At 49.8% G+C, this 15,379-nt stretch carries 12 protein-coding genes; 4 read left to right on the top strand and 8 right to left on the bottom strand.

The features are described 5' to 3' along the window. Positions 1-148: 148 nt before the first annotated feature. Positions 149-691 carry an NADPH-dependent FMN reductase gene (locus RJP21_RS19365; RefSeq protein WP_310860772.1) on the bottom strand — a complete coding sequence of 181 codons (543 nt, stop codon included), beginning with the start codon at positions 689-691 and terminating at the stop codon, positions 149-151. Positions 692-1,177: 486 nt separating this feature from the next. Here RJP21_RS19365 and chrA point away from each other — a divergent pair, with 486 nt between their 5' ends. Further along, the gene (gene chrA, locus RJP21_RS19360) at positions 1,178-2,404 is read left to right on the top strand and encodes a chromate efflux transporter (protein ID WP_310860771.1); all 1,227 of its coding nucleotides are present in this window, start codon (positions 1,178-1,180) and stop codon (positions 2,402-2,404) included. A gap of 146 nt (positions 2,405-2,550) precedes the next feature. On the opposite strand, the gene RJP21_RS19355 is transcribed toward chrA, so the two are convergent. The 3 genes from RJP21_RS19355 to spoVB form a co-directional block, all read right to left on the bottom strand. Beyond that, positions 2,551-3,945 carry an MATE family efflux transporter gene (locus RJP21_RS19355; protein ID WP_310860770.1) on the bottom strand — a complete coding sequence of 465 codons (1,395 nt, stop codon included), beginning with the start codon at positions 3,943-3,945 and terminating at the stop codon, positions 2,551-2,553. A gap of 122 nt (positions 3,946-4,067) precedes the next feature. Then, on the bottom strand, positions 4,068-4,976 hold the full coding sequence (locus RJP21_RS19350) for an HD domain-containing protein (RefSeq protein WP_310860769.1): 909 nt from the start codon (positions 4,974-4,976) through the stop codon (positions 4,068-4,070). A 455-nt stretch (positions 4,977-5,431) separates the two neighbouring features. Beyond that, positions 5,432-6,988 (bottom strand): stage V sporulation protein B, encoded by a 1,557-nt coding sequence (gene spoVB, locus RJP21_RS19340; RefSeq protein ID WP_310860768.1) that lies wholly within the window; start codon positions 6,986-6,988, stop codon positions 5,432-5,434. A gap of 202 nt (positions 6,989-7,190) precedes the next feature. On the opposite strand from spoVB, the gene RJP21_RS19335 reads away from it, so the two are divergent. Genes RJP21_RS19335 through RJP21_RS19325 form a run of 3 tightly spaced genes read left to right on the top strand, consistent with a single transcriptional unit; the run spans position 7,191 to position 10,471 of the window. Then, complete coding sequence (locus RJP21_RS19335) at positions 7,191-7,985, top strand: DUF6492 family protein (RefSeq protein ID WP_310860767.1); 795 nt, start codon at positions 7,191-7,193, stop codon at positions 7,983-7,985. Next, a complete protein-coding gene (locus tag RJP21_RS19330) occupies positions 7,982-9,091 on the top strand; it encodes a glycosyltransferase family 4 protein (protein ID WP_310860766.1) in 1,110 nt (369 codons plus the stop codon). The genes RJP21_RS19335 and RJP21_RS19330 overlap by 4 nt, the downstream gene beginning before the upstream one ends. A gap of 39 nt (positions 9,092-9,130) precedes the next feature. Further along, complete coding sequence (locus RJP21_RS19325; protein ID WP_310860765.1) at positions 9,131-10,471, top strand: sugar phosphate nucleotidyltransferase; 1,341 nt, start codon at positions 9,131-9,133, stop codon at positions 10,469-10,471. A 73-nt stretch (positions 10,472-10,544) separates the two neighbouring features. On the opposite strand, the gene RJP21_RS19320 is transcribed toward RJP21_RS19325, so the two are convergent. The 4 genes from RJP21_RS19320 to RJP21_RS19305 all read right to left on the bottom strand — a co-directional run bounded on the left by RJP21_RS19320 (position 10,545) and on the right by RJP21_RS19305 (position 15,243). Beyond that, positions 10,545-12,014: an ABC transporter substrate-binding protein gene (locus tag RJP21_RS19320; RefSeq protein ID WP_310860764.1), complete on the bottom strand. Its 1,470-nt coding sequence runs from the start codon at positions 12,012-12,014 to the stop codon at positions 10,545-10,547. Between the two features lie 72 nt (positions 12,015-12,086). Further along, positions 12,087-12,983, bottom strand: a complete 897-nt coding sequence (locus RJP21_RS19315) for a carbohydrate ABC transporter permease (RefSeq protein ID WP_310860763.1) — start codon at positions 12,981-12,983, stop codon at positions 12,087-12,089. Beyond that, positions 12,983-13,786 carry an ABC transporter permease gene (locus tag RJP21_RS19310; RefSeq protein WP_236575728.1) on the bottom strand — a complete coding sequence of 268 codons (804 nt, stop codon included), beginning with the start codon at positions 13,784-13,786 and terminating at the stop codon, positions 12,983-12,985. Before RJP21_RS19310 ends, RJP21_RS19315 begins: the two co-directional genes overlap by 1 nt. A gap of 191 nt (positions 13,787-13,977) precedes the next feature. Next, the gene (locus RJP21_RS19305; RefSeq protein ID WP_310860762.1) at positions 13,978-15,243 is read right to left on the bottom strand and encodes a Gfo/Idh/MocA family protein; all 1,266 of its coding nucleotides are present in this window, start codon (positions 15,241-15,243) and stop codon (positions 13,978-13,980) included. Positions 15,244-15,379: the final 136 nt, after the last annotated feature.

The raw sequence follows: 15,379 nt of genomic DNA, 5'->3' as shown, positions 1-15,379 counted from the left end.
TGTCAGTAGCGTTTTTTCCCGATGCGCCACAATCCGATAGCGGCGATTTTGCCCGGCAAGCGCGCATATACGCCAAAAATTGCCTTTGCCGCAAACGGCGGAGGCTCTTAAGGCCGCAAGACTCACTTTTGCAAAACATCAGCCGTGTTCACCGCAAAGTTTTTAATGCGCCGCTCCAGGCAATCGTTTGATCCAGCATCGCGTTCACATTTTGAAGATGCAATTCGGCCGGTTTGAATGTCCTGAAGTTTTCGAAATCCGCATACAACGATAATGTCGGATGCACGCGAACGTCCGCAACCAGCAATTCGCCCAAGATTCCCCGCAAATGCTCGGCCGCGCGGGCTCCGCCCGTCGAACCATAGCTGACGATCCCCGCCGCCTTATTGTTCCATTCGTCGCGTGCGGAATCCATCGCATTTTTTAATGCTCCCGTAATGCTGTGATTGTACTCTTGAACAATAAATACAAAACCATCCAAGCCGGAAAGCTTTTCCGACCACGCCGCCAATCCGGGTTCGTTGCCGGTACCCTCTCCATAAAACGGCAATTTATAGTCTGCTATGTCTACGATTTCATAATTCGCGTCTCCCCGTTGATCCCCGACTTCTTTCACCCAATTTCCGACTTGCGGACTTAAACGCCCTTGGCGCGTGCTTCCTAAAATGATGCCGATGTTTAACTTTTCCATTTTATCCTCCTATATTTACGATCGCCAACTTTAATAGCTGGTCGTTTTTCAGGTTAACTCGCGGAATTACTCCGCAATTCGGACGATGATTCGCCCTTTCCCGTGCCCGGTTTGGCAGAGTAAGCCTTCCTCCAAGTTTTAAAACGTTTTCCCCCTCCTTCATTGACATGTCATAGATTTTTACATGGATTGATCTTGCAAATTTGACGCTGCATCTGCCTTTGTTTCACATTATATGATTGATAATAAATAAACGGAAATATATATTTATTTATGTAATGATACACTGAAGTATATGAATAGGAGAGCAGTCAATCTTCCTCTATGCTAATCCGAGCAATGAGACGGCAGCCTGAGCATTCTTCACCCCAACAGGCTTTTGTCGGCACTTTGAATGATAATTTGTTTTGCTTAAGAAACGCATATCCATTATGTTTAACCTATAGGGAGTTTCAGAAAAACATGAGATGAGGTCGGGAACAAAAGATGGCGGGACAAACGGAAGCCAAATCGCATGCCGAAACGCAAACAGAAGGCAGGCGGAAAGGTACGATTCTCGAAATTCTCGGGGCGTCGACGAAACTCGGATTGACGTCGTTTGGCGGGCCGATCGCCCATTTGGGCTATTTTCGCGACGAATACGTCAACCGCCGAAAATGGCTGGACGAAAAAAGTTATGCCGACCTGGTCGCCTTGTGCCAGTTCCTTCCGGGGCCGGCCAGCAGCCAGGTGGGTATATCCATTGGCATGATGCGCGGCGGATTGCTCGGCGGGATCGTGTCCTGGATCGGTTTTACGCTGCCCTCCGCGTTGGCTTTAATGCTCTTCGCTTATCTGCTTCACCATGTCGATGTCAGCAGCGCCGGGTGGCTGCACGGACTGATGATCGCGGCCGTGGCCGTCGTCGCGCAAGCGGTCTGGGGGATGGCCCGAAGTCTGGCACCCGACCGGACGCGGGGCACGATCGCCCTCTTAACCGCGATCATCACTTTATTATGGCCTTCCGCTTACAGCCAGCTGATACTCATTGCCGCGGCGGGGTTGTTCGGCCGATGGTTTCTAACCACATCCGACATCCCGGAAGCTCCCCGGCTGGGCATATCGATCCGCAGGCGTACGGGAGTTGCCGCCTGGATTTTGTTTTTCGGCTTGCTGCTCGGGCTGCCGATTTTGCGAACCGGGTTCACTTCCGGGGTGCTGGCTTTGTTCGATACCTTTTTCCGTGTCGGTTCGCTCGTTTTCGGCGGGGGCCATGTCGTGCTTCCCATGCTGCAAGCCGAAGTGGTACCTGCAGGCTGGGTCACCGATGCCCAGTTTCTTGCCGGTTACGGGGCCGCTCAAGCCGTCCCGGGGCCTTTGTTCACTTTTTCTGCCTATCTGGGAACCGTCATGAACGGATGGATCGGAGCAGGGCTCGCCTTAATCGCGATGTTCCTTCCTTCTTTTCTACTGGTTACGGGCGCGTTGCCGTTTTGGGATGCGATTCGCCGCCGCCCTGATTTTCAGTCGGTCTTCAAAGGGATCAACGCCGCCGTCGTCGGCATTTTGCTGGCCGCCCTCTATAATCCGGTGTGGACGAAAGCCATTTATACGCCTTATGACTTTTGCCTTGCGATCGCCGCATTGGGTTTGCTGATGTTATGGAAGCTTCCCCCATGGGCCGTCGTGTTGTTTTGCGCAGCCGGCGGGGCCTTGATTTCCGCATTAACCTGAGACCTTTTTACGCATACTCGCAGCATCTTTACCTCTTTATTTCCATAAAAAAATGCCCCCTTGGAAGGCACGGATTCCTAAAAGGGCTCCGATGCCAATTCCAAGTGGGCAATCATGATCACTGCCATCCGGTTTTTATTTCATTTCTAGATCAGCTTCCTGCGGTACCACTTCTCGCCCCTGAAGCGCCACCAGAAAATCGCGCCGCGCACGCCCCATTCGGTGACCATCGCCACCCAGACGCCCATGATGCCGAATTTCAGCGGGATGGCAAGCACATAACCCAAAATGACGCGCAGCACCCACATCGACAGCAGCGACGTCACCGAGGTGAAATTCGAATCCCCGGCCGCGCGCAGCGCCGACGGCATGATGAAGCTGGTCGACCAGAAAATCGGCTGCGTAATCGCGATGAGAAGCGTAAGTTGAAAGATGTCCGGAATAATCTCGGCCGGCGGCGAAAACAAATGCACGATAAACGGGAACAACGGCAAAATGACCGCCGCGATCACGACAAAAAATACCGTCGACAGCCCGATGAAAGACTTGATGAATTTCCGGGCGTCCGGAATGTTGCCGTTCCCGATGCACTGGCCGACCACCGTCACGACCGCAATGCTGAGCGCGCTGCCCCCGATCTGGAACAGGAGCGAAATCGAGCCGCCGATCGCGTTGACCGTAATTGCGAGCGTGCCGAGCTGCACGATAAACGTCTGCGTCAGCAGCTTGCCGCCGTTAAAAAACATCTGCTCCGCGGCAAACGGGATGCCGATGATCATGATCTTTTTCAGCAGCGAAAAATCGATCTTCAGCGCATCCTTGAGGCGATAGCGAAGCGTATGGTTCATTCGGATCAAATAAAACAGCGAAATGCCCATGCCGAGCACCCTCGCTGTAATCAGCGAAATAATGAGTCCCATGATGCCCATATCGAGCACGGTAATAAACAAAATGTTCAGCAGCAGGTACGACAGATTCAAAATCAGGGAAAGCCCGAGGCAAGCTTTCGTCTCCGCCACCCCTCGAAGCGACCCCGTCACGGCTTGGAACACCGCGATAAACGGATACGAAAGGCAGCTTCCGATCAGATACAGCCTTGCATTTTGGAATACGTCCGCTTCCGCCTGCCCAAACAGCAAATTCAGCAGAGGAGTGTGAAAAGCGATCACGAGCACGCACAGCAGAATCGAAATGAACGCAACCGCCGAAATGGCCTGCGCGGCCGTTTTCGACACCATGCTGTCGTTCCCGCTGCCCTTGTACTGCGCCACGATGACGGTCCCGCCCGTCGCGACGGCAATAAAGACGTTCACGAGGAAAATGTTCAGCGAATCCACCATGCTGACCGCGCTTACGGCCGCAACCCCGGAGGAGGCGATCATCGCCGTGTTCAACAAACTCATTAAAATAATAAAAGCTTGATCCACAAATATCGGGATAATGATCGCGATAATTTGCCTGTAATCAAGCTTGCTTCCGGTAAAATACTTATTCAGGAACACATTCGTTTTTTGTTTGTAATATGGAGCCGGCGTACCCAAAATGTCATCTCTTCTTCCGTGTAGTTTAAAGCGTTCACCGTATTATAGCACGGTTTGGGCGGAATGGATGTGATGGATTCGTTTTTTCCGAAAAAATGATCCCGGCGCATGCTCGCGGTTGTCTACAAACGCCCTTTTTTTAAACTGCGGCGAAGATGATGATACACCTCATGCGGGTACAGCCGGAACGTCTCCTGCATGGCGGCGCAAGCGGAAATGATGATGTCCGTGCCCTCCGAGTCGATTTCAAAATCGATGCCGCGGGAAGTGAAATAACGGTAGATCTCTTCTTTTTTCTCCGCGCACTCCGCATCCCCCTGCCGGCAGCGCTCGATACGGTCAAAGACCGCCCGTTTGCAGCCGAGCTGTCCATTTTCCCCGAGTTCGTCTTCGATTTGGGCAACCCGCTCGGGAGCAGCGAATAAACATTCAAACATCGCATCGAAAAACTTGGGGTTTCTGCGGCAGCTTTTCTCCTCTGCGGAAAACTCCAGCCCCATGAAAAAGGACTCGACCTCGCTTTGGAACGTATCCAATAGCGGAAAACGCGAAGCATACCCGAGGCTTTCCACCAAATTCACGTAATACCACTTCTGCTTGTCGTAGCCCCGTTTGAATTTATTCCATACCTCATCGCCAAGGACAGCAAAATCCCTGCGAACGGAGCGCAAATTATGCAGTTTGTCCGCGCAGGACAGCTGCCTGGTGGACAGGTCGGCGCTTTTCAAAAATTCAAGCGTATGTTCCTTGCGTTCTTCCCAGGACAAGCTTTTATCCGGTTCCGAGGCGCCTTGCACCAGCCGCAGCACTTCCTCGCCGAACCGGCTGCGGAGGTCTTCGTCCGTCGTATCGGTATCCTCGAGCGTATCGTGAAGCAGGCCGGCCATGACGACCTCCTCTTTGCATTTGGCCTCAAGCAGGATCATGGCGACGCCGAAAGGATGGCTGATATAAGGAATTTGGCTGCCTTTTCTGAACTGGTGCCGATGGGCGTATGCCGCAAATTCGATGGCGCAGTCGATTCGATTCATTCGTTTTCACATCCTTTGGGAGTATTTAAACACGGCCTAAAGGTAACGAATCATGCGTCGTTATCCGATCGATTACCGTTATTATGAACGAACCGGTTCAGGAAGTCGATCTCTATTTTGGACATCGCTTCGCTTATTGCCTTTTTGCCCTTTTTTCGGATGTTTTAATACTATATTTCGGATTTTGCTCCATGGTTCTTTCCAACGAAAAAAGCCGCCGATTAGGCGACTTGCTAAGGAGTATGTGCGTCAAATTCCGGGATTCAGCGTATCCAATAATGCGGATTGTACATGATCCCCAAAACGTTGCCGAACGGATCCGTCACCGAAGCCGTAACAAACCCTTGCCCACTTTTCATTTTTCGTTCCTCCCAAAATTCATTTGATATCGTTCTCTATGGATAGGATAACGAAACATGACTGACGCCTGTATGTCAGCGTTTATGTTTGCCCGCTCAAGAAACCGGCGTAATCGTCGGCGTCCTTGGTCCGCTCCGCAAAGCGCGGGTTAACTGCAAAACCGCCAGATAGGCGATGAGCGAGATAAGCAGCGAGCCGAACAAGGCGGCGGTTTGCCCCCATTCCATGCGCTCCAAAAAACGGTGGGAGGCAAGGCCCGTAAACGTCAATACGATTCCGCCCGCGCCTGCCTTAAGCAGAATGCGGAAATCGAAATAAAAACCGATCGTTTGCGCCACGGCAAAAAAATTCAGCACCGTCTGCAGCAAAATGCCGAGCCCGAAGGCGATGGCCACCCCGTTGATCCCGACGTTGGAGCCAAGCACGAAAATGAGGCTGATCTCGAAAATGTTCGTCATGATATGGTTCCACATCACGGTCGACGCTTTGCCCAGACCAAGCAAAATGGCCTTCAGCGGCGCCTCGAAATAATGAAGGAAAAACAGCGGCGCCAACAGCTTGAGCAGCACGCCCGCTTCCGGCGAATGATAAACGATCGTCGTCAGCGGCACCGCCCACAAATACAAAATAACGGTGCAGGGCACCCCGACCAGAAGTCCGGTGCGCATGGCCATGTCCATGCGGCTGTGCACCAGCCGGCTGTTGTTGTCCACGCTCGCTTCGCTGATCGCCGGGATGAGCGCCGTCGACAGCGATTGGGTGAAAAAGCCGGGAAGGAACAGCAGCGGAATGGCGTAACCGGCCAGCATGCCGAATTGCTTCGTCGCCATCTCGACGCCGACGCCGAACAACACCAGGCTTTTTGTAATGACAAGCGGGAGAAACGCATGGTACAAGGAATGGATGAAGCCGCTGCCCGTCATCGGCAGGCCGATGCGCAGCAGGTCTCTGAGCGTGCGGTCCCCTTTGTGCGATGTTTTGGGGAGAATCGCCTGCGTCTCCTTCGGTTTCCCCCGGTTGGCCCATTTGAACACCGAAAACAGATAAAGCAGTCCCGCGCCTTCCCCGATGACGGAAGCGGCCATCGCCCCTGCGGCGGCATACGCGATGCCGTAAGGAAGCAGCAGTTTGACGACGCCGATAATGACGATGATTTGCGCCAAATTTTCGATGATATCGGATAAGGCGAGCGGGTTCATGTTTTGCCTGCCGCGAAAATATCCCTTCAGCACCGCGGACATGGCGATGATCGGAATGATCGGCGTGATGGCAACCATCGCATAATACGCCCGCTGATCGGCCAACACGATCGAAGCGATCCATTTCGAGCCGAATAGCGCAAACGCGGTCAATACGACGCTCAGGGTGCCCGTTATGGACAGGGATACGGCGAGAATCCGTTTGATCCGCGCTTCATCCCCTTTGGCCTCCGCCTCCGATACGAGCTTCGAAATCGCCACCGGAAGCCCAAGCTCCGTCATCGTAATAAACAGCGGAAGCAGCGGATGGGCGATCATCAGCAGCCCGACCCCTTCCGCCCCCAAAAAACGCGCAAGCAAAATGCCGTTCACGAAACCAAGCCCTTTGGTAAAAAACGACGATACGGTCAAAATAAACGTCCCGCGGATAAAGCTTTGCTTTTTTAGTCCCATTGGTCGCATCCCCACCTACTGTTTGTCCTGTTCTCTTTTTTAAATTTATTCGGACAGGGGGCAATACATGCAGAAAAGTGCGGAGAAAAGAGCGATAGACCGGAACCCTTGCATTTGTGCGTTTTTCGCGTCCCTTATACCCACCCCGTTTCATTCTTCCGGCATACGATAATCCATATAACAGATAGATGGAGATGAGCAAATGACAACCCCAATTGATGTGTTCATTCCTGCGATTGAGAAAGATCTGGCTACACTCCCCCATGTTATTGATGCAGTAAGAAAATATGTGAAGCACCCGATCCGCGAAATCATGATTGTAGCTCCGCGGAAGCAAAGAATTCTTGATCTTTGCGCGAAAAAAGGATGCAGATTCGTTCATGAGGATACGGTTCTGCCTATAACGAAGAAAAACATCCATTATCAATCCAAAACATGGGACCGGTCCGGATGGCTTTATCAGCAGCTGCTTAAGCTGGGCGGCAATACTTTGGGCTCATCGGAGCACTATTTGGTCATTGATGCCGATACCGTGCTTATTCGTCCGCATGTTTTCAAGGTGGGCAACAAAACCGTATTTTATTGCAGAAACTGGAGCCAGGACGAATACTTCAAGACGTATAAAAAATTGATGGGAAAAAGCCGCTCCTCCCGCTCCTCCTTCGTGACCCATTACATGCTGTTCAACAAATCAAAAGTAAAGCAGCTGAAACGGGCGATTGAATCCAAACATCGCAGCAGCTGGTATTCGGCGATCATGAAAAGCATGAATAAATCCAAGCAATTCGCTTTTTCGGAATTTGAAACGTATGGGAACTTCCTGCACTCGTCTGAGCCTGAAAAGATGATCTTAAAGCCTGCCAATAATAAAAGCTTGCATTCGAGTTTTTCGCAATTATCGCCTTCCAAGCTGGCTTCCCTCGCCAAGTCATATCGCTCCATTTCTTTTCACCAACGCAAAGGGTATCGTAAATCTGCGAAGAAGGCAGCCAAATGACACCCTATCATGTCGTCTGGAAGGGACCCGTACACAAAGTAAGCGGTCTTGGCCGTGCCAGCAGAGCGTATGCGCAAGCACTAAAGCGGCAGGGAGTGGCCGTTAACATCGGAGCGTCAAACCACCGCAAAAACGGCGTCCAAGGCAAAAAAGTGCTGATTTATCACCGCATTCCCAGCAGCATTCATTGGGAAAAAGAGCGCAGGGAATATGATTTCATTATTTTGAATACCGTTTGGGAAACAAGCAGGACCCCCAAGGGCTGGCTTCCCCATATGAACAAATTTGACGCGGTTTTCGTCCCCTCCCGGCATAATAAAAGAACGCTAAGGAACAGCGGCGTTAAAGTCCCGATTTTTGTCGTTCCCCATGGCGTAAACACCAAAGAGTTTAACCCGAACAATAAGAAGATGTCTGTGCCGGGTGCGGCGGGCAGGTTTACGTTCGTGTCCGTATTTGGCTTTCAGCATCGCAAAAATCCGGAAGGCCTCTTAAGGGCATACTGGGAAGAGTTTTCCTCTAAAGATAACGTCATGCTTGTGATCAAAACGAACGGATATGCGGCGCATGAGGACGAAAAATGGATTCAGCAAAAAATAGCGCAATACAAAAAAAGATTGGGTATTCGAAAAGATACCGCCCCCGTCGTTATTATCGGCCGCCAGCTCAGTGAAAACCGGCTGAAAGGTTTGTATACGCTCGGCGACGTTTTCGTCCTCCCCACTCGTGGCGAGGGGGTTGGACTGCCTTTTCTGGAAGCGCTGGCGAGCGGCGTACCGGTCATCACGACGAGTTGGGGCGGGCAAATGGATTTCCTTACACTCAGCAACTCATTTTTCGTTCCGTATCAGCTGCGGAGCCCGTCAAGCAGCATGAACAGAGCCATCTCGAAAAAATTCAGCAACCTGTTTGCGCAAAAGGGACAACTATGGGCGGAACCGGATCTAAGCAGCTTGAAAAAAATCATGAGGAAAGCGTACCAAAATCCCGGGCTTTGCAAACAAAAGGGAAGCCAGGGCAGAAAGGATATGCTTCAATTATCCTGGGACCGGGCCGGGGCGCTCATGAAGCATGCGATTGAAGAAGTCATTCGATCCAAGAAATAAGAACGGAGGGTGATGTTCCCCAAGGAAGGAGGAATCAGCTTGCGTATTGTACTATTGTGCGGAGGATCAGGAAAAAGGTTATGGCCTTTATCCAACGAGATTCGCTCCAAGGTGTTTCTTAGGCTTTTGAAATCCGAAGCCGGGGTCAGAGAATCGATGATCGAACGGATATGCCGGCAATTGGATGAGGTGGGGTTGCTTGAATCCACGTGTATCGTCACCCACCACAGTCAAGTGGAAATTACGCGCAACTATGTTGGCGAGCATATTCCGATTCTGGCTGAACCTTATAAAAGAGGAACTTTCACTGCCATCGCTTATGCCGTAAGTTATCTTCGCGAGATGCTGCAAGCAGATCCGAATGAGACGGTTTGTGTTCTTCCGGTAGACACTTTTGCAGATACCGCGTTTTTCCGGCTGCTTCTTCGCTTTCCCGATGTTCTTTTGCATTCTAAAGCAAATCTCGCTCTCCTCGGAACAAAACCTACCCACCCTTCCGATCAGCTAGGTTATATCGTTCCGGTTCTGCCCAAGGGGAATGACGGATATTCTTTCATTCACCAATTCATAGAAAAACCAGATAAGCAAACCGCCTCTCGTTTAATCGAGCATCACGCGATGTGGAACTGCGGCGTATTTGCATTCCCCTTGAAGTTCATGCTCGCTTATTTAAAGGACAAGGGGCATCCGACCCAAGTTGAGCATTGGCTGGCTCATTACGAACATCTGGCAAATACCAGTTTCGACCGGGAAGTCGTGGAACACACCCTGCCTGCCGTTGTCATGGGATATGACGGCTATTGGAATGATCTGGGGAGTTGGACGGCGCTAAGCAGTCATTTCGAAGATAAAGCGATCGGATCCGGGGGGATTTCGGACGACTCCTCGAATACCCATCTCATTAACGAACTTCCTTATCCCATCGAAATTATCGGCGTCTCTGACCTCATCGTTGCGGCAAGCTCTGACGGCATCCTGATCGCTAATAAGGATAAAGCCAATCAGATTAAGGAAAAGCTCGAGCATGTGCCGCAGGTTCCCATGTATGAAGAAAAAAGATGGGGCTCCTGTCGGGTTCTGAATCATGGGACAGATGAAACGGGAAATGAAGCCATGATCAAACAGGTAAAACTCATCCAAGGAAAATATACGAGCTATCATCGGCATCGCAAACGGCAAGAAATCGTGGTAATTGTAACGGGCAGCGCGGAGATTCTAATGGAAGGCAGAATTTATAAGGTGCAGGCGGGCGATGTATTACAGATCCCGGCCGGCTTCAAGCATGGAATCAAGGCGGTGACAGATCTTGAGCTGATGGAGGTTCTGTTGGGCAAGAATCTCGCTCAGGAGGATGTTATTCGTGTTGCGATGGAGTGGTAGGAAAGTCAGGGGCCGCCCTCAAGATCTAAGATCTTTGGGGACGGCCTCTTCTTTGGATCACTATAGCGGACTCTTATTTTTTACTGGCCAGATACTCGTCCAACTGACGCTGCACCTCGGCTACATATTCATCGATGCCTGCCTTCTTCAGCTTCTGAATGGCCTTCGGATACCCCGTTTCAAAGTCCACAAAACCGGAACGGATGGCAGCCAAGTCCTTGCCCGTAACCTCTTTCAGGGCCGTTTCGATCGATTTGACTTTCTCGTTATTGAATCGGAAGCCGAGTGAAGCGGATCGGATCGCCTGGTCGTCCCAGCTCTTATATTTATCGATGGACTCTTGCGATACATCCGGCCCGAACATTTGGTAATTTTGGTTTCTGAACATCCATTCATAGAAAAATTCGTTAGGAGTCAGTTTATTGATTCTTCCATCCACAATTTCGTAGTCTTTGCCTTCGACGCCGTAGAGAGCAAACAAATAATTTTCCTTGGATTTATAAATCCAGTTAATGAACTTCATAGCACCTTCAGGATTCGGAGCGTTTATTGGTATGCCCAGAACCTCTCCGCCCGTGGCCGTAATATAACGCGGTTTATCCTCCGCTAAGAGGTACGTTTTAACTTTGGCATTTGGTGCATTGGCTTTGATGGCATTAATGATTTCCATTTCCTTGCCCACGGAACCTTCAACCCATAAATACAAACCTGTTTGCATGCGGGAGTCTCTTTCATTGTATTTAATGGTCAGATCCTCCGTGTATAACCCTGCTTTATACATTTCACGGTTAAACTTCGCTACTTTCTGGAAAGCGTCCGATTCATAATAACTATACGCTTTTTTGGTGTCTTCCCCGAATACGACCAAATCCTCGGAGGCGATCCAGTTATATTGTTCGTCGCCAAAATACCTTGTTAGCGGTTTAAAAATAATGTCGGCAGGCCCTTTCATTTCAGGGAACTTGGCTTTCGCCTTTGTTGCAAATTCTTTCAGATCATCGGCGGTTTTGATGTCGGTCATCCCTACGGCTTCGAGGATGTCCTGACGAACGGCGACCAGCTGATACATGGCGGAGGAAGGCGCGTACGCCGATGGAATGCCATAAACCTTGCCGTCAATCGTTGCGCCTTGAAGCTGTTCCTTCGGCAACACTTTTAACATATCCTGACCATATTTCGCGATTAAATCATCCAATGCCATCGCTTGCTTCTTGTTCACGATCGTCGAAAGATCCGGGAGGCCGTCCCAATAAAGATCGATCGGTTCGTTGGCGGCCAGCATAATATCTTTTTGCTCCCAATATTGGGCCCACGGCACAAATACGACTTCTACCTTCAAATTCAGATCGGCAGCCATCTTTTCGGCAAATTCATTTTTCAGAAATTCGCTCATCCGATCCGTTTCCTCTCCAGGGTACAAAATCCGGATGGTTTCGAGCGCGGCTTTCTCTGTTCCTTCTTTTTTGTCGCTGCCGCATCCTGCCATCACCGAAACGGACGCAATCAATAAAACCAAAAAGATAAGCATTTTCCTTGCTTTCATGAATGATGACCCTCCCTAATAAAATGGTTAATCTATGTTAAAAGCCTGGATCGGCCAGTAACCATACCCCGTTTATTCCTTGACCGCGCCGGTCATGATCCCGTGCACGAAGTATTTTTGAATGTAAGGGAAAAGGAAAATGATCGGTCCGATCGTAATGACCGTAATCGCCATCTTCACCGTTTCAGCGGGCAAGGTGATGTTGCCAGACGCCCCTGATGGAATTCGTCCGGAGCTAATGGCATTGACGTTGGACAAAATGTTGTAGAGATAATATTGCAGCGGGAACAATTCACGGTCATTAATAAAGATCAGAGCATTCCACCAATCATTCCAGTACTGCAGCGCATACATCAAACCAACCGTAAGCAGCGCGGTCTTGCTTAGTGGAAGCGCTACCTTTACATAGATCGTAAAATAATTGGCCCCATCGATTTCGGCGGCTTCGTACAATGAGGGGGAAACGCTTGCAAAATACGTACGGAGCAGGAACATATTCCACACGCTAAATATGGAAGGAAGAATTAAGGCCAAAATACTGTTCTTCAGTCCGTAATAATTGACGCTCACGATGTACCACGGAATTAAGCCGGCGGAAAAGATGATCGTAAAATTGCAGATAAAGGCAAGTACGTTGCGGTATCTCAGCTTTTTGATGGACAGGGAAAATGCGATCATGCTTGTAATGAGCAACGCGCCTACCGTACCCACAACGGTTACGAAAATAGTCACCCCGTAGGATTTTAATATTTTCATGCCGCTGTTCACAAAGATGTATTTATAAGTATCCACGCTGGGACTCAGCGGAAAAATCGAATACCCGTTCCTCGCAATCGCCTGTTCCGAAGAAAAGGAGACGCTTAAGGTTAATAGAAGAGGATATAAGCAAACGAGCGCAAATAAGCCGATGAAAACATATGCCACGCCGATCACCAATCTATCGCCAAGCAATCTATTCTTTCCCATCATTAAAATAGACCCTCTCCGTCATTTATTTTCTTAGCAAATTGGTTTGCACCCGTAATCAGGATCAATCCCATCACAGACTGAAGCAGCCCGATGGCCGTAGAGTAAGAGAATCCCAGCGTGCGCATCGACTGATAAACATACGTATCGATGACCGTGACCTCATCCGCCAAAACCGGGTTGTTGCCGACGATGCCGTAAATCATCCCAAAGTCGCCATAGAAAATCCGTCCGACGCTCAGCAAGCTTAAGACAATCATCGTCGGTTTCAGCATGGGTACGGTCAAATGCAGAATTTGCTGGAATTTGTTGGCGCCGTCGACTTTGGCCGCTTCATATAAGCTCGCGTCAAAGTTCGCCATCGCCGCCATATAAATGATGGAACTATACCCGCTCCATTTCCACACGCTCGACAAGATAATGATCCATTTCCAATATTTCGGTTCCGAATACCAGCTGATCGGATCCGCTCCAAAAAACTTCAGGATCTGATTGGCAACCCCCACGTCGGTGGAGAAAATGCCGTACAGGATCGCTCCCACGACAACCCACGAGATGAAATAGGGAAAAAACATCATGCTTTGAGCGATCTTTTTGTACGCTTTATGCCGGATCTCATTGATGAAAATCGCGATGCTGACCGGAATGACAATGCCTAAGATGAGGCTGAAAAAGTTAATGTACAGCGTGTTGTAAGTAACCTTCCAGCCCATGCTGTTCGATGAAAAAAAGTACTTAAAATTGTCCAGACCGACGAATTTGCTGCCGAAGATGCCGTCAACGACGTTAAAATCGGTAAATGCCATCCATACGCCTGCAAAAGGGATATAGGAGAACATGATCAGAATAATAAGAGCAGGCACGCACATGAGATACAAGATTCTGTTTTTCTTTATTTCATATAGAAACCCCTTACCCGCTGAATTCATTCCATCACTACCTTTGCATTGTGAATTGAGGATTTTGCAAATATTTGCAAAATCCTGAATTGAAACAATCACGCTGTAACGCTGTGCTCAAGCTGCTCTTTGAGAAGATCAAGATCGATCACGGTACCGTTAACTCTTGCCTCTTCCGCCGCATAGGCCATCAGATGGCTTTCGACGGACATGTCGATCGAGGATCTGCTGTTGAAATCGGCTTTCTCCAAATTTTCCAAAAAGTCGTTCATCAGACCGGTATCGCCGCCGTTATGCCCGCCGCCCAAAGCTGCCGGGTGAATGACCGTTTGCTGGCCGGCGTCAGCCATATTGGAGTTAAATCTTGTGACTTCAATGATATTCTTGTAATCATCCCCGCGAATTTCTCCATGCTCGCACATGATTTTGAGCGTGCGGTGCATTTTATTGGTAAACCCGCTTAAATTAAACGTTGCCGTGACCCCGTTTTTAAACTCGATGACGGTCACCTGATGATCGCACACATCGTTGTCCATCCGGTAAACGCAGTGCCCGTACGGACTCGTTTCCAGCGCCTGAAGCAATCCCTCTTCCGTCTGATCCGCCGAAACGACCGTAGCCGGCCATTGCCCTCGTACCGGCAAATAGGCTTTTCTTGCATCGAAACGGCAGTCCGCAGCGACCTTGCAGTCCAGGCATCGTTCGGCGCTGCCGGCCGGCGCGTTTTCCTCTTTAAAATAAGCGAGGCTGCCATAGGAAGAGATTCGTTTCGCCCCGCTGTCCACCAGCCAAGCTAAAATATCCATGTCATGGCAGGACTTCTGCATGATGATCGGACTCGCCAGATCGCTTCTTCTCCAGTTGCCCCTGACAAAGGAGTGGGCCATGTGGAAATTGCCGATGTTCTCGTTATGCTGAATGGTGATGATTTTGCCGAGCTCGCCGCTATCGATGATTTTCTTGATCTCCGCAAAAAAATTCGTGTATCTTAGCACATGGCATACAATCACTTTGCGGCCTTTTTCGTTGGCTTTCCGCTGGATTCTCAAACATTCTTCGGGACTTGGCGAAATGGGTTTTTCGAGCAAAATATCATAACCGATATTAAGCGCTTCCATCGTTTGCGCATAATGGTCTCGATCCATGGAAGAAATAATAACGGCATCGCAAATCTTCCCCAGCCGGTAAAATTCGTCTACGGATTCGAATTGTCTCTCCGGAGGAATCCGAAACTCGTCGGCCGCGGCCTTTCTTCTGCCTTCATCCGGTTCAACGACCGCGACGATCTCCTCGCTTTGGTAAGCATGTCTTGTGTAGATCATGCCTCTTTGTCCTGCGCCGATTAATGCTAGCTTCAAATCCATAACCTCCAGTAAACTTGTATTTGTTTTATTTAAGTTGAACCAATGATTGTACGGATGGAGGCAGCCGGGTGAAATGTTCTTTCGATCGCTGTTGCTCCCGGATTTCTATGATTTGAACCTAATCCATGGTAGAAAT

It is taken from the genome of Paenibacillus sp. VCA1 (genome assembly GCF_031583795.1).
Lineage (GTDB): Bacteria > Bacillota > Bacilli > Paenibacillales > Paenibacillaceae > Paenibacillus_AQ > Paenibacillus_AQ albilobatus.
Note: the sequence above shows the minus strand (reverse complement) of the source record. Positions and strands in the feature narration are given on the sequence as shown.

Bases quoted from the DNA above. Each gene is read 5' to 3' on its own strand.
- RJP21_RS19365 (WP_310860772.1), bottom strand. From the start codon at position 691: ATGGAAAAGTTAAACATCGGCATCATTTTAGGAAGCACGCGCCAAGGG.
- chrA (WP_310860771.1), top strand. From the start codon at position 1,178: ATGGCGGGACAAACGGAAGCCAAATCGCATGCCGAAACGCAAACAGAA.
- RJP21_RS19350 (WP_310860769.1), bottom strand. From the start codon at position 4,976: ATGAATCGAATCGACTGCGCCATCGAATTTGCGGCATACGCCCATCGG.
- spoVB (WP_310860768.1), bottom strand. From the start codon at position 6,988: ATGGGACTAAAAAAGCAAAGCTTTATCCGCGGGACGTTTATTTTGACC.
- RJP21_RS19335 (WP_310860767.1), top strand. From the start codon at position 7,191: ATGACAACCCCAATTGATGTGTTCATTCCTGCGATTGAGAAAGATCTG.
- RJP21_RS19330 (WP_310860766.1), top strand. From the start codon at position 7,982: ATGACACCCTATCATGTCGTCTGGAAGGGACCCGTACACAAAGTAAGC.
- RJP21_RS19320 (WP_310860764.1), bottom strand. From the start codon at position 12,014: ATGAAAGCAAGGAAAATGCTTATCTTTTTGGTTTTATTGATTGCGTCC.
- RJP21_RS19315 (WP_310860763.1), bottom strand. From the start codon at position 12,983: ATGATGGGAAAGAATAGATTGCTTGGCGATAGATTGGTGATCGGCGTG.
- RJP21_RS19310 (WP_236575728.1), bottom strand. From the start codon at position 13,786: ATGGCATTTACCGATTTTAACGTCGTTGACGGCATCTTCGGCAGCAAA.
- RJP21_RS19305 (WP_310860762.1), bottom strand. From the start codon at position 15,243: ATGGATTTGAAGCTAGCATTAATCGGCGCAGGACAAAGAGGCATGATC.